The 25,430-nt window shown below is 71.5% G+C and carries 24 protein-coding genes and 1 pseudogene; 17 read left to right on the top strand and 8 right to left on the bottom strand.

Annotated elements, in window-relative coordinates; genetic code table 11:
* The first annotated feature begins 12 nt into the window (after positions 1-12).
* Together J2Z30_RS29380 and J2Z30_RS29375 are read left to right on the top strand one after the other, a co-directional pair.
* Positions 13-798 (top strand): DeoR/GlpR family DNA-binding transcription regulator, encoded by a 786-nt coding sequence (locus J2Z30_RS29380; RefSeq protein ID WP_107073366.1) that lies wholly within the window; start codon positions 13-15, stop codon positions 796-798.
* On the top strand, positions 795-2,165 hold the full coding sequence (locus tag J2Z30_RS29375) for a 6-phospho-beta-glucosidase (protein ID WP_044575863.1): 1,371 nt from the start codon (positions 795-797) through the stop codon (positions 2,163-2,165). Before J2Z30_RS29380 ends, J2Z30_RS29375 begins: the two co-directional genes overlap by 4 nt.
* A gap of 45 nt (positions 2,166-2,210) precedes the next feature.
* Here J2Z30_RS29375 and J2Z30_RS29370 read toward each other — a convergent pair whose 3' ends face one another.
* On the bottom strand, positions 2,211-3,026 hold the full coding sequence (locus tag J2Z30_RS29370) for a polysaccharide lyase family 7 protein (protein WP_107073367.1): 816 nt from the start codon (positions 3,024-3,026) through the stop codon (positions 2,211-2,213).
* A 429-nt stretch (positions 3,027-3,455) separates the two neighbouring features.
* Between J2Z30_RS29370 and J2Z30_RS29365 the strand changes: the two genes are divergently transcribed.
* On the top strand, positions 3,456-4,211 hold the full coding sequence (locus tag J2Z30_RS29365) for a GNAT family N-acetyltransferase (RefSeq protein WP_044575865.1): 756 nt from the start codon (positions 3,456-3,458) through the stop codon (positions 4,209-4,211).
* A 523-nt stretch (positions 4,212-4,734) separates the two neighbouring features.
* Here the strand turns inward: J2Z30_RS29365 and J2Z30_RS29360 are convergent.
* A complete protein-coding gene (locus tag J2Z30_RS29360) occupies positions 4,735-5,376 on the bottom strand; it encodes a CatB-related O-acetyltransferase (RefSeq protein ID WP_044575867.1) in 642 nt (213 codons plus the stop codon).
* Between the two features lie 179 nt (positions 5,377-5,555).
* Between J2Z30_RS29360 and J2Z30_RS29355 the strand changes: the two genes are divergently transcribed.
* The 4 genes from J2Z30_RS29355 (at position 5,556) to J2Z30_RS29340 (ending at position 8,926) form a co-directional block, all read left to right on the top strand.
* A complete protein-coding gene (locus J2Z30_RS29355) occupies positions 5,556-7,256 on the top strand; it encodes an FG-GAP repeat protein (protein ID WP_209468887.1) in 1,701 nt (566 codons plus the stop codon).
* Between the two features lie 106 nt (positions 7,257-7,362).
* A complete protein-coding gene (gene trxA / locus J2Z30_RS29350) occupies positions 7,363-7,803 on the top strand; it encodes a thioredoxin (protein WP_044575875.1) in 441 nt (146 codons plus the stop codon).
* Positions 7,796-8,443 (top strand): histidine phosphatase family protein, encoded by a 648-nt coding sequence (locus J2Z30_RS29345; protein ID WP_044575878.1) that lies wholly within the window; start codon positions 7,796-7,798, stop codon positions 8,441-8,443. The genes trxA and J2Z30_RS29345 overlap by 8 nt, the downstream gene beginning before the upstream one ends.
* Positions 8,444-8,500: 57 nt before the next feature.
* Positions 8,501-8,926 (top strand): OsmC family peroxiredoxin, encoded by a 426-nt coding sequence (locus J2Z30_RS29340; protein WP_044575881.1) that lies wholly within the window; start codon positions 8,501-8,503, stop codon positions 8,924-8,926.
* Here J2Z30_RS29340 and J2Z30_RS29335 read toward each other — a convergent pair.
* Positions 8,901-9,524, bottom strand: coding sequence for a hypothetical protein (locus J2Z30_RS29335; protein WP_044575884.1), 624 nt, complete (start codon positions 9,522-9,524; stop codon positions 8,901-8,903). The genes J2Z30_RS29340 and J2Z30_RS29335 overlap by 26 nt on opposite strands.
* Positions 9,525-9,706: 182 nt before the next feature.
* On the opposite strand from J2Z30_RS29335, the gene J2Z30_RS29330 reads away from it, so the two are divergent.
* From J2Z30_RS29330 to J2Z30_RS51070, 3 genes are all read left to right on the top strand, one after another.
* Positions 9,707-10,483, top strand: coding sequence for an IclR family transcriptional regulator (locus tag J2Z30_RS29330; RefSeq protein WP_044575886.1), 777 nt, complete (start codon positions 9,707-9,709; stop codon positions 10,481-10,483).
* Entirely contained in the window at positions 10,480-11,355 is an 876-nt protein-coding gene (locus J2Z30_RS29325) for an SMP-30/gluconolactonase/LRE family protein (protein WP_044575889.1), read from the top strand. The genes J2Z30_RS29330 and J2Z30_RS29325 overlap by 4 nt, the downstream gene beginning before the upstream one ends.
* A gap of 142 nt (positions 11,356-11,497) precedes the next feature.
* Positions 11,498-12,265: an SCO2400 family protein gene (locus J2Z30_RS51070; protein WP_209468886.1), complete on the top strand. Its 768-nt coding sequence runs from the start codon at positions 11,498-11,500 to the stop codon at positions 12,263-12,265.
* 200 nt (positions 12,266-12,465) lie between these two features.
* Here J2Z30_RS51070 and J2Z30_RS29315 read toward each other — a convergent pair whose 3' ends face one another.
* On the bottom strand, positions 12,466-12,894 hold the full coding sequence (locus J2Z30_RS29315; RefSeq protein ID WP_044581982.1) for a MarR family winged helix-turn-helix transcriptional regulator: 429 nt from the start codon (positions 12,892-12,894) through the stop codon (positions 12,466-12,468).
* Positions 12,895-12,982: 88 nt separating this feature from the next.
* Between J2Z30_RS29315 and J2Z30_RS29310 the strand changes: the two genes are divergently transcribed.
* Positions 12,983-14,002 (top strand): NADP-dependent oxidoreductase, encoded by a 1,020-nt coding sequence (locus J2Z30_RS29310; protein WP_044575894.1) that lies wholly within the window; start codon positions 12,983-12,985, stop codon positions 14,000-14,002.
* Between the two features lie 64 nt (positions 14,003-14,066).
* Here the strand turns inward: J2Z30_RS29310 and J2Z30_RS29305 are convergent, their stop codons facing one another.
* Positions 14,067-15,470, bottom strand: a complete 1,404-nt coding sequence (locus J2Z30_RS29305) for a glycoside hydrolase family 30 protein (RefSeq protein WP_044575897.1) — start codon at positions 15,468-15,470, stop codon at positions 14,067-14,069.
* Between the two features lie 170 nt (positions 15,471-15,640).
* Between J2Z30_RS29305 and J2Z30_RS29300 the strand changes: the two genes are divergently transcribed.
* The 3 genes from J2Z30_RS29300 (at position 15,641) to arfA (ending at position 18,924) form a co-directional block, all read left to right on the top strand.
* Positions 15,641-16,039, top strand: coding sequence for a hypothetical protein (locus tag J2Z30_RS29300; RefSeq protein ID WP_044575900.1), 399 nt, complete (start codon positions 15,641-15,643; stop codon positions 16,037-16,039).
* Between the two features lie 72 nt (positions 16,040-16,111).
* Entirely contained in the window at positions 16,112-17,224 is a 1,113-nt protein-coding gene (locus J2Z30_RS29295) for an ABC transporter substrate-binding protein (protein WP_044575904.1), read from the top strand.
* A 191-nt stretch (positions 17,225-17,415) separates the two neighbouring features.
* Complete coding sequence (gene arfA / locus J2Z30_RS29290) at positions 17,416-18,924, top strand: arabinosylfuranosidase ArfA (protein ID WP_044575907.1); 1,509 nt, start codon at positions 17,416-17,418, stop codon at positions 18,922-18,924.
* A gap of 78 nt (positions 18,925-19,002) precedes the next feature.
* On the opposite strand, the gene J2Z30_RS29285 is transcribed toward arfA, so the two are convergent.
* Positions 19,003-19,830, bottom strand: coding sequence for an intradiol ring-cleavage dioxygenase (locus tag J2Z30_RS29285; protein WP_372453324.1), 828 nt, complete (start codon positions 19,828-19,830; stop codon positions 19,003-19,005).
* 326 nt (positions 19,831-20,156) lie between these two features.
* Between J2Z30_RS29285 and J2Z30_RS29280 the strand changes: the two genes are divergently transcribed.
* The 3 genes and pseudogenes from J2Z30_RS29280 to J2Z30_RS29270 all read left to right on the top strand — a co-directional run bounded on the left by J2Z30_RS29280 (position 20,157) and on the right by J2Z30_RS29270 (position 23,110).
* Positions 20,157-21,230, top strand: coding sequence for a pectate lyase family protein (locus J2Z30_RS29280; RefSeq protein WP_372453323.1), 1,074 nt, complete (start codon positions 20,157-20,159; stop codon positions 21,228-21,230).
* 88 nt (positions 21,231-21,318) lie between these two features.
* Positions 21,319-22,218 (top strand): annotated as a pseudogene (locus J2Z30_RS29275) (exonuclease/endonuclease/phosphatase family protein); the annotation flags it as partial.
* Between the two features lie 61 nt (positions 22,219-22,279).
* On the top strand, positions 22,280-23,110 hold the full coding sequence (locus J2Z30_RS29270; RefSeq protein WP_044575913.1) for an EI24 domain-containing protein: 831 nt from the start codon (positions 22,280-22,282) through the stop codon (positions 23,108-23,110).
* Between the two features lie 12 nt (positions 23,111-23,122).
* Here J2Z30_RS29270 and J2Z30_RS29265 read toward each other — a convergent pair whose 3' ends face one another.
* Together J2Z30_RS29265 and J2Z30_RS29260 are read right to left on the bottom strand one after the other, a co-directional pair.
* Positions 23,123-24,004 carry an NAD(P)H-binding protein gene (locus J2Z30_RS29265; protein ID WP_044575915.1) on the bottom strand — a complete coding sequence of 294 codons (882 nt, stop codon included), beginning with the start codon at positions 24,002-24,004 and terminating at the stop codon, positions 23,123-23,125.
* A gap of 85 nt (positions 24,005-24,089) precedes the next feature.
* Positions 24,090-25,370 carry a pyroglutamyl-peptidase I gene (locus J2Z30_RS29260; RefSeq protein WP_044575918.1) on the bottom strand — a complete coding sequence of 427 codons (1,281 nt, stop codon included), beginning with the start codon at positions 25,368-25,370 and terminating at the stop codon, positions 24,090-24,092.
* Between the last annotated feature and the right edge of the window lie 60 nt (positions 25,371-25,430).

The raw sequence follows: 25,430 nt of genomic DNA, 5'->3' as shown, positions 1-25,430 counted from the left end.
TATCGTCAGTGCGTGACTTCACGCAAACGACATGCGAAGATCGTCGAGTCACTCCGGTCGACCGGAGTGGCCTCGGTACGCGAGCTCGCCGAGAACCTGCAGGTCAGCGAATCCACGATTCGCCGGGACCTGACCCTCCTCGACCGCAACGGCGAGCTGGTCCGCACCTATGGCGGAGCGGCCCTGTCGCTGCGTGGGGGCGCGGAGGCCGCCGGTGCGGAGACGGAGAAAGAGATTCCGTTCGACGTGGTCATCTCGCGCGACGAGGCGCTGAAGGACGCGATGGCCGAGGAGGCCGTGAAGCTGGTCGAGGACGACAGCGTGATCGTCCTCGATATCGGAACCACCCCCCTGGCCATCGCTCGCCGACTGCGGGGCCGTCCCGTCACCGTCATCACCAGCAGCCTGCCGGTGCTCGACGAACTCCGCGACGACGACGCCGTACGGCTGGTGATGCTCGGTGGCGTGCTGCGCCGCAACTACCAGTCCCTGGTCGGCTCGCTCACCGAGCAGGCCCTCCGTCAGGTCAGCGCCGACCTGCTCTTCCTGAGCTGCACCGGAGTGCGGGCAGGCGGCCATGTGGTGGACAACATGGCCGTCGAGGCCCCCCTGAAACAGGCCATGATCGAGACGGCCGGGAAGGTCGTCCTGGTCGCCGCCGAGACCAAGTTCCCCGGCACCGGATCGCTGCGCGTGTGCTCGCTCTCCGACCTCGACGTCCTGATCACCACCAGCGGTGCCGACCCCAACACGCTCCAGCTCTGCCGCGAGGCGGACGGAAAGGTGATACTCGCATGAAGTTGACCGTCCTCGGCGGCGGCGGATTCCGCGTGCCCTACGTCTACCAGGCCCTGCTGCACGATCAGGGCTCCCCCCGTATCGACGATGTGTGGCTGTACGACACCGACCCGGCCCGGCTCAAGGCCATGGCCGAAGTGCTCGCCCAGTTCGCCGACGGCCATGCCGAAGCGCCCAGGGTGACGGTCACCACGTCGCTCGACGACGCCCTGGAGGGCAGCGACTTCGTGTTCGCCGCCATCCGCGTGGGCGGGCTGACGGGACGGATGTGCGATGAGCGGGTCGCCCTCGACCTCGACGTCCTCGGCCAGGAGACCACCGGCCCGGGTGGTCTGGCCTATGGGCTGCGCACCATCCCCGTCATGCTCGACATCGCGCACCGGGTACGGCGCCTGGCCCCGCACGCCTACGTCATCAACTTCACCAACCCGGCTGGCATGATCACCGAAGCGATGCAGAGCGTCCTCGGCGATCGGGTCCTCGGCATCTGCGACACGCCGTCGGGTCTGGGCCGCCGCATCGCCACGACCCTCGGCCTCGACCCGTCCCGGGCCCAGTTCGACTACGTCGGTCTCAACCACCTCGGCTGGATGCGCCGCGTCCTGCACGACGGCGAGGACATCCTGCCCCGTCTGCTCGCCGACGAGCAGCGCCTCGGCGACCTGGAGGAGGGCGTCGTCTTCGGGCGCGAGTGGCTGCGCGACCTCGGTGTGATCCCCAACGAGTACCTGTACTACTACTACTTCAACCGGGAGGCCGTGCGGTCCATCCTCGACGCTCCGCAGACCCGCGGCGAGTTCCTGGCCCGCCAGCAACAGGAGTTCTACCAGCGGGTGACGGAGGCCGCCGCGGGCTCGGCCGTGTCGCTGTGGCGGAAGACCATCGCCGACCGCAGCGCCAACTACATGGCCGAGGCCAAGGGCGCCGTCCAGGGAGAGGCCCAGCCGGACGAGAACTTCCGGCCGGACCCCGCGCACCAGGGGTATGCCGGGGTCGCCCTCGCCGTGATGGCCGCGATCAGCCGCAATGAACGCACCACGATGATCCTCAATGTGCGCAACGGGACCACCGTCTCCGGCCTCCCTCACGACGCCGTCGTCGAGGTGCCCGTGACCGTTGACGCGAACGGTGTCCACCCGCACACCATCACCCAGCCCGATCTGTCCCAGACCGGGCTGATGCAGCAGGTCAAGGCGGTCGAGCGGCTCACCATCAGCGCCGCTGTCACCGGCTCCCGGACCGATGCCGCGAAGGCGTTCTCCCTCCACCCGCTGGTCGACTCGGTGACCGTCGGCCGCAAGCTGCTCGACGGCTACATCGACCGCATCCCGGAGGTGGCCGAGGTCTTCGGCGGCCGGACGTCCTAGCGGCGACAAGGCCCGGCGGCCGCCTTGGCCGCCGGGCCTTGGGGCTCAGCCGTGGGAGACGGTCAGCCCGTAGAAGCCGACGCGCGCTCCGTTCGTCGTGCTGTCGGAGGACGACTGGTTGTACGAGCCCGCCTTGAAGTACTGCTTGTACTGGAAGAAGGACGACGGGATGTCGTAGTGCGTCGTGCTGCCGTTGACCGTCAGGTCGATGGTGTCGCCGCCGGAGACGCCGATCGTGTAGTTCCATGTCTTGCCGACCGACACATGGCCCACGTTGTGCAGCGTCTGGCCGCCGGCGGGGGAGTTCTCGGTGCCGAGGACGATGTCGCCGTTGGCGCGGTAGTACAGCTCCACGAGCGGCTTCGTGGAGGAGCCGCCCGAGCCGAGGTGGATCTGGCCGACGCAGACGTTCTTCGTCACCGACACCACGCGCAGGGTCGCCTGCAGCTTGTGCGAGCCGCCGAGCGACCAGTCCGCGGCGCCGCCGTTGCGGTTCATCTCGCGCAGCTCGGAGCGGGCGTAGTTGGAGTTCGGGGTGGTGACGCCCTTTTCGGGCGCCCAGAACGTCATCGCCCCGTCGCGCTTGTCGGTGTAGAAGTAGTCGTCCTGGAAACCGCTCGCCCCCTGGAGCCGGGACGAGGGGATGGTCGTCGGCTTGCCCGGGGAGCCGACCGGCTCCTGGAGTTGCCACACCGAGAGGTCGAAGTTGCCGCCCGGCGCCTTCGACGGGTCGGCGAAGGCGGCCGTGGGGGAGGTGGGGGCGGTGGCCGTGGGGGAGGCGCCGGCGGGGCCCGCGAGAGCCAGGCCACCGATGACGGTGGTCACGGTCGCCAGCGCGGTGAGCAGCGTACGGATGCGCATGGGAATTGCCTTCCCGTGGGGGGTTGGTATGGACCGCGTGTCCATGTATATGAAGTTGGTGTTTCGTTATGAACGCCGAGATGTGACGAGACGGTAGAGTCGTGGTGTGTCCGCGTCAATCCTCCGGGCAAGTTCCGTGGCGTGCTGGGCGACTGACGCCGCGTCAAGCGGTGGGCGGACTGACGCGCCGCCTCGCGAAAACCATGTGTCACCCGGCCACGCCGTGCGTTATGTTCCGCGTGGCGATTCACTATCTGTCACATATCCGTCAAAGGACTGAAGCCCATGGACCCGGCGTCCCCCAGCGGCCGCCGTCGGCACTGAGCGATCGGTGCCGGCAACCCGTCTCCTCACGGCGGCCCCATGTATCCGTACACCGCTTCCTTCCGCGGCGCCTTCCGCCGCGTTGATCCGTGAGGTCACTTCACCATGGGCACTGACGTCCAGAGTTTCGCCGTAGCCAACCTCCGCCGCCGCCCCGCAACTGTCGAGGTCGGGGGCTTTGTGGCGGGGTTCGATCCCGGCACCACCAGCCCGTACATCAACTACGCGACCCCGCTTCCCGGCGCCCGGCCCACCACCCGGGACGTCATGGAGCTGGTCGGGGCGTTCCGGGTGCGCGGACTCAAGCCCCGGCTCGAGTTCGCGCCGGACGCCGCGCCAGACGTGGAGCCCGCGCTGCGGGAGGCGGGGTTCGGCGTGGAGGCCACGCACGCGTATCTGGTGTGCACCCCGGAACGGCTCGCCGTTCCGCGGGGCACGGCGGCCGTTCCGGTGGCGGTTCCGGCCACGGACGAGGACTACCGGGGGATCGACGCCGCGCTGTCCGAGGCGTTCGCCAGTGAGTTCGCCGCCTCCGAGGAGGGGGCGGCCCGGCTGCGACGCGTCCAGGAGGACGGCGGCGCGGTCCGGTTCGTCCGGGCGCCCGACGGGGGCTGCGCCGGTGGGGCCATCTGCTCGGCTCCCGCCGTGGGCACCGCCGAACTGGCGGGCGTGGGCACCCGGCCCGCCTTCCGCGGCCGGGGCGTCGCCGCCGCGGTCACCGCCGCGCTGACCGAGACGATGTTCGCCCGGGGGGCCCGGTCGGTCTGGCTGGAGTACTCGGGTGAGGGCTCCCGCCGCGTCTACGAACGCGTCGGTTTTGAGCCGCGGGGGGCTCGTCTGTACATGAGCCTCGAGAGCTGAGGTAGGGGGCGGGGGCGGATCTTTCCCCTCCCCGCCCCTTCCCGCTACCAAGGGCTTCGCCCCTGGACCCCGGAGTCTGGGGCGGAGCCCCACTACGCGGCGGAGCCGCATGCCGATGGTTTCCCCTTCCGGCTGTCAGCGGCTTCGCCCTTGGACTTCGGGGTCTGGGGTGGGGCCCTGCTACGCGGCGGGGTCGCATGTGGATGGTTTCCTCTTCCCGCTGTTGGGGGCTTCGCCCTTGGACTTCGGGGTCTGGGGTGGGGCTCCACAATGCGGCGGGGTCGCATGTGGATGGTTTCCCCTTCCCCCTGTTGGGGGCTTCGCCCCTGGACCCCGGAGTCTGGGGCGGAGCCCCACTACGCGGCGGAGCCGCAAGCCGATGGTTTCCCCTTCCGGCTGTCAGGGGCTTCGCCCCTGGATCTCGGGGTCTGGGGCGGAGCCCCAGTTGTGGGAAGGGGCGGGGAGGGGAGCAGCCCGCCCCAGGCGTCACCACCCGCAGGCGTCGAGGCCCCCCGGACACCCCCTACCGCGGGGCCGCCGCCTCCAGCTCGTCCACGCTTCCGGACATGACCGTGCGGAGATGGGCGGTGAGGTGCTCGAGCGGCCAGTCCCACCAGGCCAGGGCCAGCAGCCGGGCGATGTCCTCGTCGTCGTAGCGGCGGCGGATGAGCTTGGCCGGGTTGCCGCCGACGATGCCGTAGTCGGGAACGTCGTCCACCACCACGGAACCGGAGGCGATGACCGCGCCGTGGCCGATACGCACGCCGGGCATCACCATCGCCCGGTATCCGAACCAGACGTCGTTGCCCACCACGGTGTCGCCCCGGCCCGGCAGGCCCGTGATCAGGTCGAAGTGGTCGGCCCACGAGCCGCCCATGATGGGGAAGGGGAACGTGGACGGGCCGTCCATGCGGTGGTTGGCGCCGTTCATGATGAACCGCACCCCTTCGCCCAGCGCGCAGAACTTCCCGATGACCAGCCGCTCCGGCCCGTAGTGGTACAGCACATTGCGGGTCTCGAACGCGGTGGGCTCATCCGGGTCGTCGTAGTACGAGAACTCCCCGACCTCGATCAGCGGCGAGGTGATCAGTGGCTTGAGCAGCACCACCCGTGGCTGCTCGGGCATCGGGTGCAGCACGGTCGGGTCGGCGGGTATGGCCGGCATCGCGCATCGCCCTTTCTCGTCCGGGGGCCAGGGGCCAGGGGTCAGGCGTCATGATCGCAAGGTCGGCGCCCGGTGTCGCGTGTATTTGGCGGGGGCGGCCGCCAGGCAACCCGAGCGCGCTCCTTGGAGTCCTTGAGCGGTGAAGCCCGTCCGCTCGATTCGCCTTGCGAGGTGTCGCCGTGCGTTCGTCCGTTCCCGTTCCCGTCGCCGCCGTGGCCGTGGCCGTGTCCGTGCTGCTGCTCGCCGGGTGCAGCGAGGGCGGCCACGAGGGGCGGAGGCCGGTGGAGGGGACCACCAAGGGGGCGGCCGGTGCCTCGCTCGGGGACTTCAACGGCGACGGTTACGACGACTTCGCCACCGCCGTCCGCCCCACCAGCGCATCCCGGGGACCGCTGCCCGCCCGGCTCGCGGTGGTCTACGGCGGGGCGCACGGCCTCGACCCGCGGCACCGCCTCGTCGTGAACGGCGCCGAGGACGACTACGTGGGCCCCCTGCTGCGCACCGATCTCGACCGGGACGGATTCACCGACCTGGTGACGGCGCGGTTCCGGCACGGGAGTTCGCCGCGGGCCGAGCGGAAGGGGGAGACGGTGGTGCTGCGCGGCGGCCCCCGAGGGCTGGCCGCACCGCGCCCGCTCGGCGGCGGCGGGGCCGGATTCCTGGCGCTGGCCGTGGGGGACTTCGACGGGGACGGCGCGGCCGACCTGCTGGCCTCGGCGGCGGACGGCCAGGGTGACGGCCGCGGTGACGGCCGCGGTGACAGCCGCGGTGACGGCCGGGGCGCCGGCCGCGGTGCCGGCCGCGGTGACAGCCGCGGTGACGGCCGGGGCGCCGGCCGCGGTGCCGGCCGGAGTGCCGTACGCGTGCTGTACGGGCCGTTCGGCGCCAAGGCTCACCCCGCCCGTACCGCCCCGCTCCCCACCGGCCCCACCGACCGGCCTCGCCGCAGCGCACCCGCCACCGCCACGGCCGGGGACTTCAACGGCGACCACCGCACCGATGTGGTGCTGACCTACCGCTACGGCCTCGGCCAGGCGGACCAGCCGGAACCCGGCGACACCGCCCCCCTCGACACCCCCGTCGCCCACTACCGCGGCGGCCCCAAGGGCCTGGTGCGGGACAAGCGGCCCGAGGCGCGCCTGGCCCACGCCCTCGGCACGGAGGACGGTCCGCGCGAGCCCACGGCCGGGGACGCCGACCACGACGGGATCGACGATCTGCTCGCGCCCGGCCAGGGGACCCTCGGCCCCGGCCGCCACCGCGCCTCCGGACGGCTGACCGTCGTCCACGGGGCCAAGCCCGGTCTGGGGAGAGGGCGTGCTGATCTCACCGTCGATCAGTCCGCCCCGGGCATGCCCGGTGACGCACGGCGCGGCGACGGCTTCGGCGGCTCCCCGGCCGTCGGCGACATCACCGGCGACGGCCGCCCCGACCTCGTCGTGGCCACCCCGGAGAAGAACAACGGCAACGGCCGGCTCACCCTGCTGCCCGGCTCACGGCACGGGCGCGGCGGCGAGTACGCCCCCGACCAGGCCAAGGGCTCGCACCGGGAACACGGCCAGGGGCGCGGCCGGGAGCACGGCCAGGGGCACGGCCAGGGGCACGGCCGGGAGCGCGGCGGGGTCCAGTCCCTGGACCTGGACACCCCGGGGGTGCCCGGTCGGCACACCCCGTACGGCTTCGACGCCTTCGCCCCGCAGCCCCCGCTGCTCGACGTCGACGGGGACGGACACGAGGACGTGGTCGCCGCCGCGCCCGGCTACGGCCGCGGCAGGACGGGCGGCTTCTGGATCCTCCGGGGGACCGACCGCGGGCTCTCCACCGGGGACGTACGCCGCTTCACCCCCGCCGACCTGGGCATACGCTTCCGGGCGGGCTAGCCCTGGAAATGGCGCCGACCCGCCACCGGCCCGGAATAACGGCGGGCGGTGGCGGGGTTACCGTGCATGTGGCATCTGCCGACGTACGGAAGCGGGTAACGCAGGCATGAGCACTAGCACCGTCGAGCTCACCAAGGACAACTTCGACGAGATCGTGTCCGGGAGCGAATTCGTACTGATTGATTTCTGGGCCTCCTGGTGCGGGCCGTGCCGGATGTTCGCGCCCATCTACGAGAAGGCCGCCGAGCACCACCAGGATCTGCTGTTCGCCAAGGTCGACACCGAGGCCCAGCCGGAGCTGGCCGCCGCCTTCGACATCCAGTCCATCCCCACGCTGATGATCGTGCGGGAGAACATCGCGGTCTTCGCCCAGCCCGGCGCCCTCCCCGAGCCGGCCCTGGAAGACCTCATCGGCCAGGCCCGCGACCTGGACATGGATACGGTGCGCGCCTCCATCGCCGCCGCGGCGAACGAGAAGCACGCCATCGACGAGGAGAAGGAGCAGGGCGTCGCGGGCGAGGAGAAGGCATCCGGCGACCGTGGCTGAGCTGCTGCTGGTCCGGCATGGCGAAACCGAGTGGAGCCGGGCGCACAAGCACACCAGCTGGACCGATCTGCCCCTGACCGGACGCGGTGAGGAGCAGGCACGGGCCCTGCGCGGGCCGCTCGCCGCACGGAAGATCGGGCTGATCCTGGTCAGCCCGATGGACCGGGCCCTGCGGACCGCGCGGCTCGCCGGGCTCGAGGATCTGACCGTCGAGTCCGACCTGCGCGAATGGGACTACGGCGGCTACGAGGGCATCACCACCGACGAGATCCACCGCACCCGCCCCGACTGGAACCTGTGGACCGACGGCGTGCCGTCGGCCGGTCCCGACCACCCCGGTGAGTCACCCGAGCGGATCGGGGACCGGGTGGACCGGGTGCTCGCCCGGATCGCCCCCGAGCTGGAGTCGGCCGACGGCGCCGATGTGGTGCTGGTGGCGCACGGCCACGTCCTGCGGGTGCTCACCGCGCGGCGGCTGGGCCTGCCCCCGGCCGCCGGTGCGCTCTTCCGGCTGGACACCGCGACCGTCAGTCGACTGGGAAGTGAGCATGGTCGCCCGGCCATGGTCGCCTGGAACGTAGGCTCGGAGTCGATCTCCGGACAGGGTGCCACCGCAAGCGGTGTCACCCCCGCCGGTTGATCGTCTCCGACCGTATACGCATACCGCACGTCCGACAGGAAGCAGGGAACAGCGAGCATGGCTACGACGCGTACCGCGCACACCGTCTGGCAGGGCAATCTGGCCGAGGGCAAGGGGACCGTCACCTTCGACTCCTCCGGCATCGGCGAGCAGCCGGTCTCCTGGCCGTCCCGCGCCGAGCAGGCGAACGGCAAGACCAGCCCCGAGGAGCTGATCGCGGCGGCCCACTCCAGCTGCTTCTCGATGGCGCTCTCGCACGGCCTCACCCAGGCGGGCAACCCGCCCACTCAGCTGACCACCCAGGCCGAGGTCACCTTCCAGCCCGGCACCGGGATCACCGGTATCCACCTCACCGTCGAGGGCACGGTGGAGGGTCTGGACGAGGCCGCGTTCGCCGCGGCGGCCGAGGACGCCAAGAAGAACTGCCCGGTGAGCCAGGCGCTCGCCGGTACGGAGATCACGCTGTCGGCGAAGCTGGCCTGACGTCCTCCATACGCTGCAGCAGTCCCCAGGTGAACTCCGCCACATAGTGGCGGAGTTCACCGTTCTCCGCCTCCGGCGCGTCGAAGGCGAGCCGCCAGCGGGTGGGCGCCGAGCCCTCCATGGGCCGTGCGGGCGCGAAGGCGCGCGCCACCTCGTCCACCGTGCAGGACCAGGGCATGAGGTCGGCGGCCGTACGCAACCGGGGCCCGGGGGCGCCCGGAGCGCGCACCAGCCACTCGTTCCACACCGCCCCGTTCGGCGCGGTGAGCACCTCGAACCGCAGATCCGGCCACAGCGGCACGGACCAGCTCAGTGCCTCGCAGGTCAGATCGCCGATCCGGCGGGTGGCGGTGGACTCGGGCGGGCCCAGCACGGAGCGGTAGCGGGCGACCGCCGAGCGCCGCCGCGGCGAGCGCTGCATGGCCTGCCAGCGGCGGTTGGCCTCGCGCATCACCGCACGCCCGAAACCCAGCTCGCGCAGCGCGTCCTCGACCAGCCCCGGCTGATGGTCGGCCATCCGGCGCAGCAGTACGAGGACGAAGGGGAAGGGAGTGGGGAACGAGTCGGGCTGAGCGAATGAGCCGGGCGCGGAATCCATGGCTCCTATCGTGGCGTACGGGTGCGTCCCCGTCCGGTGGCGCAAGCGCTTCCCGGCACATCGTGGCTTTGCCGGACCATTGCCGGGGTAAGTCCCCTCCGCATAACCTGTGTTCGCGATACCGGCCACCGGCCGGAATCTCGAACGCTTGCCATCTGAACCAGAAGGGGAGGGCGAGCACTATGGGACGCCTGGTGCCCGCGGTGACACGGGCTCTGGACATACTCGAGCTCTTCCTGGACGGGGACGGCACGCTCTCCGCACCCGAGATCACCCGTCGGCTCGGGCTGCCCCGTACGACGGTCCATGAGCTGGTGACCACTCTGGCCGCTCGCTCCTATCTGGTCCAGGTTCCCGACCAGCCCGGCCGCTATCGGCTCGGAGTCCGGCCGTACCAGCTGGGCAGCCGCTACGCCGAGCAGCTCGACCTGGCCGCCGAGGGCCAGCAGGTGGCCCGGAGCGTCGCCGAGACCTGCGACGAGACCGTGCATGTCGCGATCCTCGAGGGCATGGACGTCATCTATATCGCCAAGGTCGACTCCACCCACGCCGTCCGCATGGTCTCCGCCGCGGGCCGCCGGCTGCCCGCCCACTGCACCTCGGTCGGCAAGATGCTGCTCGCTTCCCTCCCGGAGGACGCCCTGGCCGCGCGGCTGTCCGGCGAGCAGCCGCTGCCCGCGATGACGGACAACAGCGTCACCTCCCCCGACGAACTGCGCCGTCACCTCGCCACCGTGCGCGAGCGCGGCATCGCGGTCGAGCAGCGGGAGTCCAACCCGGATGTGAACTGCGTGGCGGCTCCCGTACGGGACTCCGCGGGGAAGGTGGTCGCGGCGCTGTCGATCTCGGTGCCGACGATCCGCTGGAGCGATGAGCGCCAGACCGAGCTGGAGGAACTGGCGGCCAAGGGCGCGGGTGAACTGTCGGTGCGCCTGGGACATCGGAGGCGGGACATATGAGCACACGGCCATCGCTCGAGATCGCGGTGCGCGCGAGCGCCGTGCTCGGTGAGGGACCCACCTGGGACGCCGCCGCCCAGCGGCTGATCTGGGTGGACATCCTCTCCTCCCGCGTCCACACCTACGACCCCGCCACCGGCCGCCGTACCACCCTGGGCACCGAGCAGCACGTCGGCGCGGCCAAGCCCCGCGCGGGCGGCGGCCTGGTGGTCAACCTCCGCGACGGCATCGGGGTGTACGGGGCGGACGGCGGCTTCGACTGGCTGCTGCGCGAGGCGGTCCCCGGCCGCCGGGGCAATGACGCCGCCGTCGCGCCCGACGGCTCGCTCTGGGCGGGCACCATGCGCTACGACGAGGGGGCCGGCGGCGGCACGCTCTCCCGGATCGGGTCCGACGGCTCCCATACGGAGTTTCTGCCGGAGGTGACGGTCAGCAACGGCATCGGCTGGAGCCCGGACGGCCGCCTCATGTACTACATCGACACCCCCACCCGCCGTATCGACGTCTTCGACGTCTTCGACGTCGAGGACCCCGATGGTCCGGTGGTCTCGGGCCGGCGGCCGTTCGCCGAGGTCGAGGAGGGCGCGGGCTTCCCGGACGGGCTGTGCGTGGACGCCGACGGTGCGGTGTGGGTCGCGCTGTGGGACGGCGCCGCGATCCGTCGCTACGCCCCTGACGGGACACTCGATCGGGTGGTGGAGCTGCCGTTCCCGCGCCCGACCGCGTGTGCCTTCGGCGGTGCGGACCTCACCGATCTGTATCTGACCTCGGCACGCGTCGGCCTCGGCGCCTCCGCACCGCCCCTCGCCGGATCGCTGCTGGTCATCCAGGGTGCGGGGCAGGGCCTTGCACAGCCCGCCTTCGGCGGCTGAGCGGGGCCTGGCGGGCCCCGGCCGTCCCCGGCCCGCCGGACGGCAGGGGCCTGACGAGGGCCTTCGTACGGTTCTTTGCACAGGATCCACACACCCCGCGTCCTGCTGACCTACCCGTTGGTCACATAACCTGCCCGGCGAAATGGATTACTGCTCTCCCTGCCGCCGCCATCTCAACGGTGCCGTCTCCTGCCCTGGATGCGGGAGGCCCGTCGAGGAACTCGGGCTGCCCTCTGCCGTGTCGGACGCGGCGGATGAGGGCGGCGGTGGGGCCGAGGCGCCCGCCACGCGGGCGGAACGGCGGGCGGACCGCCGTACGGCCCACGCTTCCCGTGCCTCCGGCACCACTCGCGCCTCGCGCCGGAAGCCCAAGTCCCGGGGCCTCTTCGGCCGCCGCGCCCGTCGGGCCCGCCGGGGCCGGGGGCGCCGGGTGGCGATCCTGGCGTCGGTGCTCGGCCCGGTGCTGGTCGCGGTGTTCGTGGCCGAGCTGGCCACCGAGGGGCACTGGCGGGAGTCCTCCCCGGCGCACAGGCGGCAGGAGCCGGTGGCCGACCGCGATGGCGGTGTGACCGAATCCGCCGAGACGATCGTCACGGGCACGAACGGCCCGAGCGCGGGCCCCTCGGCGGCGGACGGCAAGGACGGAAAGTCGTCCAAGGACAAGGGCGAGGACAAGGGCAAGGACGGTGGGAAGTCCAAGGGCGAGGACGACGACACCTCGCCCGATCCGGACGACGCCTCGTCCTCCGACCCGTCGGACGACTCCCCGTCGTCCCCGGGCGGCTCCGGGGCGACCCACCGGCCCACCACCCCGTCGAACCCGAGACCCACCGCCCCGGCGACCCTCGCACCGACGCCGACCCCGACGCCCACGGAGACCTGCCAGCGCTTCCTGTGGTGGTGCACGTAGGGAGCGCCCGCCCGATCGCGCCGCCTTGGGGCTCTGCCCGAGGTCCCGGGCTGGGGTTCAGCCCCTTCCCGGAGTGTCGATGTGCGGCTCTGCCGCGTGGTGGGGCTCTGCCCCGGGCCCCGGGGTCCAGGGAGCGGGCCCCTGGTATCGGGAAGGGGCGGGGAGGGGAAAGCATCGGTATGCGGCTCCGCGGCGCGGCCTTACGGCGTGGTGCCCAGCATTCGTTTGAGCAGGTCGCGCAGCACCGTCCGGTCCTCGTCCGAGAGCTCCGCCAGCGGTTCGCGCGCGAAGTCGAGCGAGCCCCGGAGCCGTTCGGAGGTCTCGCGGCCCGCCTCGGTGGCGGCGGCCAGCTTGACCCGGCGGTCGGCCGGGTCCAGGCGGCGCTCGGCGAGGCCGCGCGACTCCAGGCGGTCCACGATCCCGGTGACGTTCGACGGCTCGCACTTCAGCTGCTGGGCGAGCCGTCGCATCGGTGTCGGGCCGCCGGTCAGCAGGCCCAGCACCCGGGCCTGTGCCCCGGTCAGGGAGTGTTTGGCCGCCGCCTCCTCGTATTCCTCGTGATAGCGGGCCACGATGGTGCCGATGAGCTCGACGACCTCAAGGGTCAGCGGGTCGATGCGGGACGTCATGCCCACCAGGGTACCCATTTACTTGACAACATGAAATATCCAGCAGCATGATTGTTTCATCTGCTGAAGCATAGGAGAGGCCCCTTCCATGTCCGTCATCCCCACCACCGGCCGTGAATGGCACCTGGTCGCCCGCCCCCAGGGTTGGCCGAAGCCGGAGGACTTCGCGCTGCGCGAAGCCCAGGTCTCCGAGCCGGACTCCGGACAGGCGCTGGTCCGCAATCTCTACATGTCGGTGGACCCGTTTATGCGCGCCCGCATGAACGACGTGAAGTCGTACGCGCCGCCGTACGAGCTGGACCAGCCGATGGGAGGCGGCGCGGTCGGCAAGGTCATCGCCTCCAACGCGGAGGGCATCTCCGTCGGCGACCACGTCCTGCACTTCGGCGGCTGGCGTGAGTACGCGACGGTGGACGCCGAGAGCGCCGTCAAGGTCGACCCCGAGGTCGCCCCGCTCCCCGCCTACCTCGGGGTGCTCGGCATGCCCGGTCTCACCGCCTACGCGGGGCTGGTGGAGGTCGCCTCCTTCAAGGAGGGCGACGCGGTCTTCGTCTCGGGCGCGGCGGGCGCGGTCGGCAGCGAGGTCGGCCAGATCGCCAAGCTCAAGGGCGCATCCCGGGTGATCGGCAGCGCCGGTTCGGACGAGAAGGTCCGGGTGCTGCTCGACGAGTACGGCTTCGACGCGGCGTTCAACTACAAGAGCGGCCCGGTCGCCGACCAGCTGAAGGAGGCCGCGCCGGACGGGATCGACGTCTACTTCGACAATGTCGGCGGTGAGCACCTCGAAGCCGCCATCAGCCGCCTCAAGGCGCACGGCCGGATCACCGTCTGCGGCATGATCTCGCAGTACAACGCCACCGAGCCGACCCCCGCCCCGCGCAACCTCGCGATGGTCATCGGCAAGCGGCTGCGGGTCCAGGGCATGCTGGTCGGGGACCACCAGCACCTTCAGGAGCAGTTCTTCCAGGAGGTCGGCGGCTGGATCCGCGAGGGCAAGCTGCACTACCGCGAGACCGTCATCAAGGGTGTGGAGAACGCGGTGGACGCCTTCCTCGGGATGCTCCGTGGGGAGAACACCGGCAAGATGATCGTCGCCTTCGAGGACTGACGGTTCGAGCGGACCGAGGTCGGCTTGGCCGCCCCTGCCACCCGTGTGGCAGGGGCGGCCCCGGCTATCGCAGTACCACCGTCGTCAGCGAACGGCCCGGCAGTTCGACCGCCAGCCGTCCGTCGCGCACCCGCGCGGTTCCGACGCGGCTGAGCGCATGGGTCTCATCCGTCCGGTAGACCGCGCCCGCGCCCCGCGCGTCTCCGCCCCCGTCTCCTCCGCCACGTAGCGCGTAGTCCCCGCGCACCGGCTCCTCACCGGTGTTGAGGATCTCCAGGACCCGTCGGCCGTCCCGGTTCCGGAAGGCCGTCGTCTTCACCCCGTCCGCCCCGGAGTCCGCCGCGACCCGTACCGCCCCGGGCCGGATGAAGCGGCTGTACGCGGCCAGGGCCCACAGCCGCTTGGAGACGTGGTAGTCCGGGCCGTCCAGCTGGATCAGCCCCCGGGTGGCGCCCACCGACGCGCCGAACCAGTACACATATCCACTCGCCCCCGCGTCCGCGAGCGTCGTGTGGATCGCCTCCGCCACCGCCAAGCCGTCATAGCCGCTGTCGTCGTCCCATGCCTCGTTCCACGTCGTCCCGTTGGGGCTCCACTCCGACATCCAGGTGCGGCGGGTCGTCGGCAGGGGCTGGTCGGAGGGGGTGACGTACGGGTGGCCCGTGTGCACCGCGACCTGGTCCGCGGCGGTGCTGTCGGCCTCGATCGCGGCGGAGAACGACGCCTGCTCGTCCCATCCGGCCGCGTCGCAGCACAGCAGATTGATCCCGGCCCGCCGCACGGTGGGGCCGATCGCCTTGATCACCTCGACCGCCTGTTCCGGGGTGAACCGCATCGAGGCGTAGGACGTGGCGAGGTCCGGCTCATTGGTGAAGCCGAGGTCGGTGATGCGTACGCCCTCCTGGCGGTAGAACTTCGCGTACTGCACCAGGTAGTCGGCGTACGCCCGTCGCCACTCCGCCTTCAGCGTGCCGCCGTTCGCGTCCGTCCCGTTCGTCTTCATATAGCCCGGCGCGCTCCAGGCGTCGGCGTAGAAGCGCTTGACGCCGTACCGCCGCGCCTCCTTGGCCAGCCACACCTGGCCCCCGTCGTCGCCGTCCCACTCATAGCGCGGGGGCGCGTCCGGGCCGCCCGGGTCGGTGGGCTGGATGGACTTCATGTGGTCGTAGACCTCGTCGGACGACGAGCCGATGCCGAGCCGCAGAATGCTCAACCCGGCGCCCGTGGCGCGGTTCAGCAGCAGATCCAGCACTTCGCGCTGGTGTTCCGGGGTCAGGCCCTGTGCGCCGTGCATCAGATCGGCGCGCTGGAACGCCTGGGAGAAGCCGAAACCGTCGATCGGCTGGAGACGCCTTCCGAAATCCACGGTGCCGCCGCGGAGTGGTTCCGCGGCGGCTGACGGTGTGATGAGCGGGAGCAGTGTGGCGGCGAGCGCGCCGACGAGGGCTGTGCGGACCGAAGTGATCACGAAAACTTCCCTTCCCGGCTCCGAAAAGTTCCGGAACGTTTCCGTAACGTCGGCCGCACGCTAGAGGCGGCGGTGAGGTGGGTCAAGGGATCGCTCACGAGGTGATGGGTCGGGGGCGGGCGGGTACCCGGGGAACCGAAAGAGCTCGGAACGACGGGAAAGGTGGCCCCATGTCCACGACGGCCGGTCCGGAACAGCCCCGGTCCGCCTCGCAGGTGCTGGTGGCGGTGAGCGGAATCTCGCGGGACGACGCCGAGACCGTCTTCGGCGTGCTGCGCACGGCTTACGCGTCCGACCAGGCGACGGCGAATCTTCCGCAGAACGCGGGGGAGGGGCGGCCCACGGTGTGGACGTCCGTCTTCGAGGTGGCCGACCCACGCGCGGAGCCGCGCCCGGCCTCCCTGACGGCCCCCGTCACCGCCGACCTCCAGGGCGGTCCCCTCCCGGTGCGGCGGATGGCGGACCTCCTGGCCCGTGCCTTCGAGGTACGCGAGCAGGGCGCGGTGGCGGGCGACCAGGAGCGGGAGCTCCGGCTGAGGCTGTCCAACACCGGCATCCGCCCGTCGTAGGGAGCGGGGCGAGGTGCCTGGCAGGGCGGCGAACACATAATCGGTTGCCTGTCGGCGACGGCGGCGGATGCAATGTCCGGCATGGTCACCCAGGCACGCCCGCCACGGCGAGACGGACCATCCGTCCGGATCGGTGCTCTCGTTCCGCTGACCCGGCCCGGCTGGGTCGGGGCGGGCCAACACGTGCTCGCGGGCCTCGAGCTGGCCGTACGCGACGTCAATGACGACGGCGGGATCGCCGGAAGACCACTCGAGCTGGTGGTCCGGGACACCGCGGCCGATCCCCAGCGGGCCGCGGCGGCCGTGGACGAACTGGCCCACCTGGGCGTGGCCGCCCTGGCGGGGGAGTATCACAGCGTCGTCGCTCGTGCCGCCGCCGTCCGGGCCGACGCCCTCCGCCTGCCGTTCCTCTGCTCGTCGGCGGTTCTCGACGCGCTCACCGAACAGCCGACGGACTGGGTCGCGCGCCTCGCCCCGGCGCAGTCCCACGGCTGGCGGATCTACGGGGACTTCCTCCTCGGCGCGGGCCACCGCCGCATCGCCGTGGCAGCCGAGCCGAGTGTCTACTGGGCGGCCGGGGCCCGCCTTCTGCGGGACCATCTCGCTCCGCGCGGCGGCACCGTCATCGAACTCGACATGCGCGCGCTCGCCCCCGAGGCCCTGTGCGACGAACTCGTCGCCCATCGCGCGACGGCCCTCCTGCTTCTGGTCGGCCACCCGGAGCCGGCCGTGTCGATCGTCAGGTCCGTCCGCCGCGACCAGCGCCTCGCCGAGATCATGATGGGGGCTCCGGCCGGGCAGCCGGAGTTCGCCGAATGGGCGATGTCGCTGGGCGACGACGGCGCCGCGATCCCGTTCCTGCGCTACCTGCCCAAGCGCCTCAGCCCACTCGGCGCACGCGTCGAGACGGCCCTCCGCGAGCGGCTGGCCGCGGCGCCCTCCTTCGTCGCCTTCGAGGGCTACGACACGGTCGCCGTCCTCGCCGAGGTACTGCGTGCTCAGGGCACGGACCGGGCGCGCATCGCCGCGTCCTGGCCGCGCGTCGCGGTCGAGGGCACCCGCGGGCGGATCCGGTTCTCCCGCACGCCGGGCAGCGGCGTGTGGCAGTGGACTTGGCCGCCGATCCAGGTCGTTGATCGGGATCCGGCGGAACGCGATCGCTTCCGGATCCTGCACACCGGCTGACCGAGCACGGCTGACCGAGCACGGGGGTCCGGCCGCCCAGCGCCTCCGCTCACCGGGTGCCGTCCTGCCATTGACGCACGCCGTGGCGAGATCTTACGGTCGCGTTCGAAGAAACGAGCGCTGGTCGATATGTCGAATAGTCGCGCGGGCGCGCATATGCGCAGTCGCGACACCCGAAGAGATGGGCCGTCATGCCGCAGACCGATTCCGCCCGGTTCACCCTCGACCCCGCCTTCGCCGTCGGCGACGTCGACCCCCGCCTCTTCGGCTCGTTCGTCGAGCACCTCGGACGCTGCGTCTACACCGGCATCCACGAGCCGGGCCACCCGGCCGCCGACGAGGCCGGGCTGCGCACCGATGTCCTCGCGCTGATCCGGGAGTTGGGCGTCAGCGTCATCCGGTATCCGGGCGGCAACTTCGTCTCCGGCTACAAGTGGGAGGACGGTGTCGGGCCGGTCGGGGAGCGGCCGCGGCGGCTCGATCCGGCCTGGCGTTCCACCGAGACCAACCGGTTCGGGCTCTCCGAGTACATCGACTTCGTCCGTAAGGTCGACGGCGAGCCCATGATGGCGCTCAACCTCGGCACCCGCGGCGTAGCCGAGGCCCTTGAGCTGCAGGAGTACGCCAACCACCCGTCCGGCACCGCCCTCGCCGACCTCCGGATCGGCCACGGCGACAAGGATCCGTACGGCATCGGACTGTGGTGTCTGGGCAATGAGATGGACGGCCCCTGGCAGACCGGCCACAAGACGGCCGAGGAGTACGGACGGCTCGCCGCCGAGACCGCCCGCGCGATGCGGCAGATCGACCCGGACGTGGAGCTCGTGGCGTGCGGCAGCTCCAACCAGTCCATGCCGACGTTCGCCACCTGGGAGGCGACGGTCCTCACGCAGACCTACGACCTGGTGGACCACATCTCCCTGCACGCCTACTACGAGGAGCGCGACGGCGACCGCGACTCCTTCCTCGCCTCGGCCGTGGACATGGAGTCCTTCATCGAGAACGTCGTCGCCACCTGCGATCACATCGGCGCCCGGCTGAAGTCGAAGAAGAGGATCAACCTCTCCTTCGACGAGTGGAACGTCTGGTACCAGACCCACTACCACAACGCCGAGCCGCTCAACTGGGAGGAGGCCCCGCGCCTCCTGGAGGACAACTACTCCGTCACCGACGCCGTCGTGGTCGGCTCGCTGCTGATCGCCCTGCTCCGCCACGCCGACCGCGTCACGGTCGCCTGCCTCGCCCAGCTGGTCAACGTCATCGCCCCGATCATGACCGAACCGGGCGGCCCCGCCTGGCGGCAGACCACCTTCTACCCCTTCGCGCAGGCGTCGGCCCACGGGCGCGGGCGGGTGCTGCGGGTCGAGGCCGACAGCCCGGCGTACGAGACCTCCGTCTACGGTGAGGTGCCGCTGCTGCACGCCACCGCCGTGCTCGACGAGTCCACCGGCGCGGTGACGGTCTTCGCGGTCAACCGCGATCAGCACCGGCCGCTCCCGCTGGAGATCGCGCTGCGCGCCCTCCCCGTGACCCGCGTGGTCGAGCACACCGTCCTCGCCGACGCCGACCCCGAGGCCCGTAACACCCTCACCGACCCCGAGCGCGTCACCCCGCGTCCCGGCGAGGGCACGGAGCTCGCGGACGGCGCCCTGCGCACCACGCTGGAGCCGATGTCCTGGAACGTCATCCGCCTGGCCTGAGCACCCCGGGCGTGAAGGCCCCGCCCGGGGTGCCGGGCGGGGGCGTGGACGGAACGGGGGACGGGGCGCGGCGGCCGGTCAGGCGTCCGGGTCGACGCCGACCGTGAGCGTGCCGCGATAACCGGCGGACGGCGTGCTGCCCAGCGCCGTCACGGCGAGCAGCCCGGCGGCGGTGCCGCCGTTGCCGTAGATGCCGTCGGCGGACAGGGGAGTGCGGGGGACGGTGTTGGTGGAGTACGGGGAGAGCTTGGCCACCGCCTCGGTGATCTTCTCGTCGAAGAAGAGCTGACCGGTGTGGATCTCGTTGCCGCCGGTGAACGAGCCGTCCGGGGTGAGCGTGACACCCGTGTGCACCTTGAGGTGGACATGGATGCAGCGGCCTCGGTACCAGCCGGGGTAGATCCCGGTGAGCTTGGCCACCCCGTCGGTGCCGGTGAGCACGCCGCCGCGCAGGAACTTGCCGTTGTCCGGCTCCTGGTGGCCGTTGTTGCCGACGAAGCCGGAGTACTCGCCGAGCGCGTCGCAGTACCAGATCTCCACCAGCGCCTTGTCGAGCGGCGCGCAGGTGGCGGTGTCCACGGCGGTGAGGACGAGTTCGAGCGGGACTCCCTTCTTGTCCTCGGCGACGTCCGCGCGTACGAGGGCGTGGTCGAGGTAGTACGGGCCTTCGGTGAGCTCCTTGGTGAGCGTGCAGATGGCGGCGGCGTCGCGGGGCCCGGTGGCCGTGGTGGTCCCGGTGGCCGTGGCGGTCCCGGGGGCCGCGGATCCGGCGGCCGTATCACTCGCCGCGGCCGACTCCGGGCGGGCGGCGGCCGTGCCCGCGCCGATTCCGATGGCCGCCGCGGCGGCGCTTCCGGCGAGCAGTACTCTTCGGCGCCCCATGGGGGCGGGGGATAAGTCTGTCATGAGCATGGAAAGGTAGAGGCGATTCCTGTGGGCCGCCTGTGGATTCGGCAAAGTCCCCGCCCGTCAACTCTCGATACGGCCAACTCCCTTGCTTCGTACGGGTGTTGACAGCGCAACAAGCGCTTACTAGCTTCTTCCGGGATGGCCGCTGTCCGCCGGGGCGATCCTGACCACATCGCCCGGCGCCGGGGCCCCGCACCGTCAGAGCCGCAACCTTTGGCGATCTCCACCGGCCTTTGTGATCAGCGTGCTTGCCGCTCACCCTCGCTCATCCCGCAAGCGATTACCCTCCCGTGTGGAGATCCTCCGAATGAGAGGACTCCCCCATGCGCTCGACGCACGACCACGGCACCACGGACGACGACGATGTCATGGACGCCACCCGCGTCACCGCCCGCGACCGACGCCGGCTGACCGCGGTCGCCGCGGGCGTCACCGCGGCGCTCGCCCTCGGCGGCCTCTCCACGGTCTCCGCCCATGGCGCGGACCCGGCCGACACCGCACGCTCCGCCACGGGGACGCGTCCCACCGCCGAGACCACCCCCATCGGCTTCGGCGCCGGCACCACGGGCGGCGGGAACGCCACCGCCACCACCGTGACCTCCCTGGACGCCTTCAAGTCCGCCGTCACCGGCGACAAGGCCAAGGTGGTCAAGGTCTCCGGGCTGATCTCCCTCACCGGCCAGGTGGACATCGGCTCCAACACCACCGTGCTGGGCGCGGGTTCGGGCTCCGGTTTCACCGGCGGCGGACTGCGGCTGAAGGAGTCGACGAACGTCATCGTCCGCAACCTCGACATCAGCAAGCCCCGGAAGCCGTCCGACGGCATCACCGTGCAGAAGTCCACCAAGGTGTGGATCGACCACAACACCTTCTCGGCCGACCGCGACCACGACAAGGACTACTACGACGGTCTGCTGGACATCAACCACGGCTCGGACGACATCACCGTCTCCTGGAACAAGTTCGCCGACCACTTCAAGGGCAGCCTGGTCGGCCACAGCGACAACAACGCGAGCGAGGACACCGGGCACCTCAAGGTGACGTACCACCACAACTGGTTCTCGGACGTGTACTCCCGCATCCCCAGCCTGCGCTTCGGCACCGGCCACTTCTACGACAACTACGTGCAGGGCGCGGAGACCGGTGTGCACTCCCGGATGGGTGCGCAGACGCTGGTCGAGAACAACGTCTTCCGCGACACCGAAGTGGCCGTCACCACCAGCCGGGACAGCGATGTCGACGGCTATGCGGTGCTGCGCGGCAACGACCTGGGCGGCGCGGCCACCGAGATCTCCCGGACGGGCAGCTTCACCACCCCGCCATACGCGTACACGGCGGAACCGGCGTCCTCCGTCGTGGCGGCCGTCACCGCCCAGGCGGGCGCGGGAAAGCTCTGAAGCGATGGTCAACAGCCGAGAGGACGCTCCCTTGAGACGCATCGGACGCTCAGCCGTCACACGCCCCGTCGTCATACGCCCCGTCGTCATACGCCTGGCCGTCGCCGCCGCGGCGGCGCTCGCCCTCTGCGCGACCGTCACGACATCCGGCGCCACGCCCGCCGTGGCCGACACCGGGACCCACCAGGCCACCTCGGGCACCTTCAACGTGCTCACCTACAACGTGGCGGGGCTCCCCGAGGGGCTGTCCTCCAGCCACCCCGCCAAGAACACCCCGCTGATATCCCCCCGGCTCGGTGCGTACGACATCGTCAACGTCCAGGAGGACTTCAACTACCACGCCGCGCTCTACGCCGGTGACGACCACCCGTACCGCACCCCCACCAGCGGTCCCGCCGTTTTCGGCGACGGTCTGAACACCCTCTCCGACCTGCCGTACGACGGCTTCGAGCGGGTGAAGTGGAAGCGGTGCAACGGCACCGACTGCCTCACCCCGAAGGGCTTCAGCTTCGCCCGGGTGCGGCTGGCCGAGGGCGCCTACCTCGACCTGTACAACCTGCACCCCAACGCGGGGACGACGGACGCCGACCTCGCCGCCCGCCGGGCCAACATCACCCAGTTCTCCGACTACATCGCCGCCCACTCCGCCGGTAACGCGGTGCTCGTCATGGGCGACACCAACACCCGCTACACCCGCGCCGCCGACAACATCCGCGACCTCGCCATCCGAAACGGCCTCACCGACCCCTGGGTGGACCTCGTACGCGGCGGCTCGGCCCCGCCCGCCGGTTCCGACGCCCTCGTCTGCGACCCGGACGACGTTACCGACACCTGCGAGGTCGTGGACAAGGTCCTCTACCGCTCCGGCCCGCTGCTCTCCCTCACCGCCACCCGCTACCACAACGCGCATACGGCCTTCCTCGACGCCGACGGCAAACCGCTGTCCGACCACTATCCGCACACCGTGGACTTCACCTGGCAGATTCACCTGGCAGACCGATAAACCCGGCGCTCTTATCGCGCCACGCCAGGACAGTAGGCTTCGGCCCATGCGTGATCTTGTGAGTGGCTTCGGTTATCTGATGAAGGGGCAACGCTGGGCGGCCCGGCACGGGAGATGGTGGGGGTTCGGGATGATTCCCGCCCTGATCACCCTCGTCGGATACGCGGCGGCCCTCGTCGCCCTCTTCTTCTGGACCGATGACGTCATCGCATGGGCCACGCCCTTCGCCGACGACTGGTCCTCACCCTGGCTCGGCGTCTTCCGCGGCGCGCTCTCGATCCTCTTCGCCGCCACCTGCCTCTTCCTCGCCATCATCACGTTCACGGCGGTCACGCTGCTGGTCGGCCAGCCCTTCTACGAGTCGCTCTCCGAAGCGGTCGACCGCTCCGAGGGCGGCGCGGTGCCCGAGTCCGGGATGTCGACCTGGGCCGAGCTGTGGATAGGGCTGCGTGAGGCCATCGCACTGCTCATCCGCGTCGCCCTCTGGAGCGTGCTGTTCTTCGCGCTCGGCTTCATCCCGGGGGTCGGCCAGACCGTGATCCCCGTTCTGGCCTTCTGCGTGACCGCCTTCTTCCTCACCGAGGAGCTGACGTCGATCGCCCTGCTGCGCCGCGGCATCCTGCTGAAGGAGCGCCGCCGCCTGCTCCGCTCCCGCCGCCTCCTCTCCCTCGGCTTCGGCGTCCCGCTGTCCGTCCTCTTCCTGATCCCGTTGGTGGCGGTCTTCCTGATGCCGGGCGCGGTCGCGGGAGCGACGCTGCTCGTACGCGACCTGACGGGTGAGGACGAGCCCGCGGCGCCGCGGGGCGAGACGGCGGCGGGCGCCTTCAACGGTGCCAACGGCTTCAACGGTGCCAACGGTGCCAACGGCGGGTCGTAGGGGGCGTAGCGGCTATCCCGCGGTCTTCGGCTCGGGCCACCAGCCGGCCCGCTCGACCGGGGTCGCGGGCGAGCCCGTGATCCGTTGGACGACATCGGTCACCGCGGACACGTCGCCGTTCGCGATGGCCTGGTACCACGAGATCCAGCTCTCGATCCGCACCCCGTCGGCGCCCTGCCGCCACCGCCGCGCGAACGCCTCCTCCACGCTCTCGGGGACATAGCGATAGGGCCGGCCGGTGGCCGTGGCGATCCGGGAGACCATCTCCTCGAGGGTGAGGGCCTCCGGCCCGGTGACCTCCAGGGTGGCCCCGTCGTGTTCGGAGCGGGGCCCCTCGTCGAGGGCCACGGCCGTGATCACATCGGCGATGTCGTCGTGGGTGACGAAGGCGGCCCGGCCGTTTCCGCCGGGCCCGCTCACCAGGAGGTCCTCGTCGGCGAGGGCGGCGGGCGTCGAGGCGTAGATGCCCGCCCGGAAGATCGTGTGGCGGACCCCGGACCCCGCCAGGAACCGCTCGGTCAGCCAGTGGTCGCGCGCGTTGCGGTAGGTGGCGGTGGGCGCCGCCCCGATGAGGGACACATACAGCACCCGCTCCACCCCGACCGCCCGCCCGGCCTCGACGGCGGTGGCGTGTTCCTCCAGACGCCGGCCCCGGGGGCGCCCCGAGACCAGCACCAGGGTCGACGCCCCCGCGAGCGCGGTGCGCATCGCGGAGGCGTCGGCGTACTCGGCCGGACCCCGCCGCTGGGCCCCCGGCAGTTCGGGGATGCGGTCGGGGTCGCGCCCGACGAGCAGTTGGGGAACGCCGCGCTCGGCGAGGCTGGCCGCGATCCGACTGCCCAGCGCTCCGGTGACACCCGTGACCGCCACTGTGGAATGTGCCTGTTGGGACATGGTCCTCCTTCCACCGTCCAATGTACGACATAACTCGTACATTGGAGTGGATCACGGACCGCCACCTGGGTCACGGCCCATCACGTCATGCCGTGGCCGCGACCACGGTGAGGATCGAGCGCACCTGGGCGGTGATGGCCTCGCGGTCGTGGACGAAGTCCGGGTCGGTGACCTGGCCCGTGGCGGGGTCGGTGTTGCCCGGCCCGAACTGCAGGACCGGGGTGTGGAGATGGCCGCCCGGGGCCTTCAGACCGACCGCGTCGCGCAGCAGCGTGGCGCGGTAGGCGATCTCGTTGGAGAGGTAGTCGCCGCCACCACCCGCACGGGCGGTCGAGCCGGGGGTCGGGCCGTCCGGGCGGACCACGGGTGTGGAGCCGCCCGCCGGGATCTCGGTGACCTCGGTGTGGTCGTAGACGGGGACGGGGCCGGTGTTCGCCGCGACGATCTTCTCGTAGGGGAGGGTGGTCGTCGTCCACTGCGGCTGGGGCCGCTGGGTCGGCACACCGGCCGGGATGGGCACGGTCTCGGTGCGGGAGACGTTCGCGTTGTCCGGGTAGCCGCCCCGCCAGGCGCCGTTGGTGCGCTCGACGTCGAACCGGCCCACCCGGCCCTGGCTCACCGTCAGGAACGCGTCCACCCGGCGCGGCCCCGGCCGGAAGGCGGGCAGCAGCGCCCGCTCGACCGTGCCGTCCGCGAAGTCCGCCCAGCGGACGGGGAAGACGGCCGTCTCGACGCGGGCCGGGCCGCTGTCCGTACGGATCGTCGTCCCGTCCAGCGCGAGCGCGGCCGCGCCGGAGGGGTTGGAGCGGCGGACGTCGGCGTCCAGCTGGAACGGATCGAAGCCGGTGACCACGATGCGCTTGACGCGCTGACCCGCTTTGCCTGCCGGGAGGTCGATCGAGTCCTCCCCGCGTGAGGTGCGCTCCAGCGTGTCGAGGAGCGCCGCGCGGCGGGCGTCGGTGAGCGGGAAGCCCGGCTGCCACTGGCCGAGCGCCCGGGTCATCCCGAGCCGTGCCCAGTACAGCGGCCGGTCGTCGTCCCGGCTGAGGTCCCCGCCCGCGGGCCCCCGGCCCTGGACACGGTCCACGGCGCGCTTCCACAGATGCCCGCCTTCGCGTGCGATCACTCGCTCGGCCTCGGCAGGGGACCGTACGCCCGCCAGGGCGCGGGCGAAGTCCGGCGCCGCGTCGTCGAACCCGCTGCGCCGCAGGATCTCCTGGGGCGCGGCCTTGTCGAGCCGCTGCTCCTCGACGGTGGGGGTGGCGGTGGTGTCCGGCGCGGCCGTTGCCGGTACGGCGAGGCCCAGGGGAGCGGCGGCGAGCAGGGCGGCGCCGAGCAGGGCGAGCCGGGGGCGTATTGGTCTCATGGGGGTCCTCTCGGATGGCGGGAAACGACGAACCTCCCGCCCCGCGCGAAGGCGGGACGG

Origin of the sequence: Streptomyces iranensis, assembly GCF_017874715.1 — a bacterium.
GTDB classification, from domain to species: Bacteria; Actinomycetota; Actinomycetes; order Streptomycetales; family Streptomycetaceae; genus Streptomyces; species Streptomyces iranensis.
Note: the sequence above shows the minus strand (reverse complement) of the source record. Positions and strands in the feature narration are given on the sequence as shown.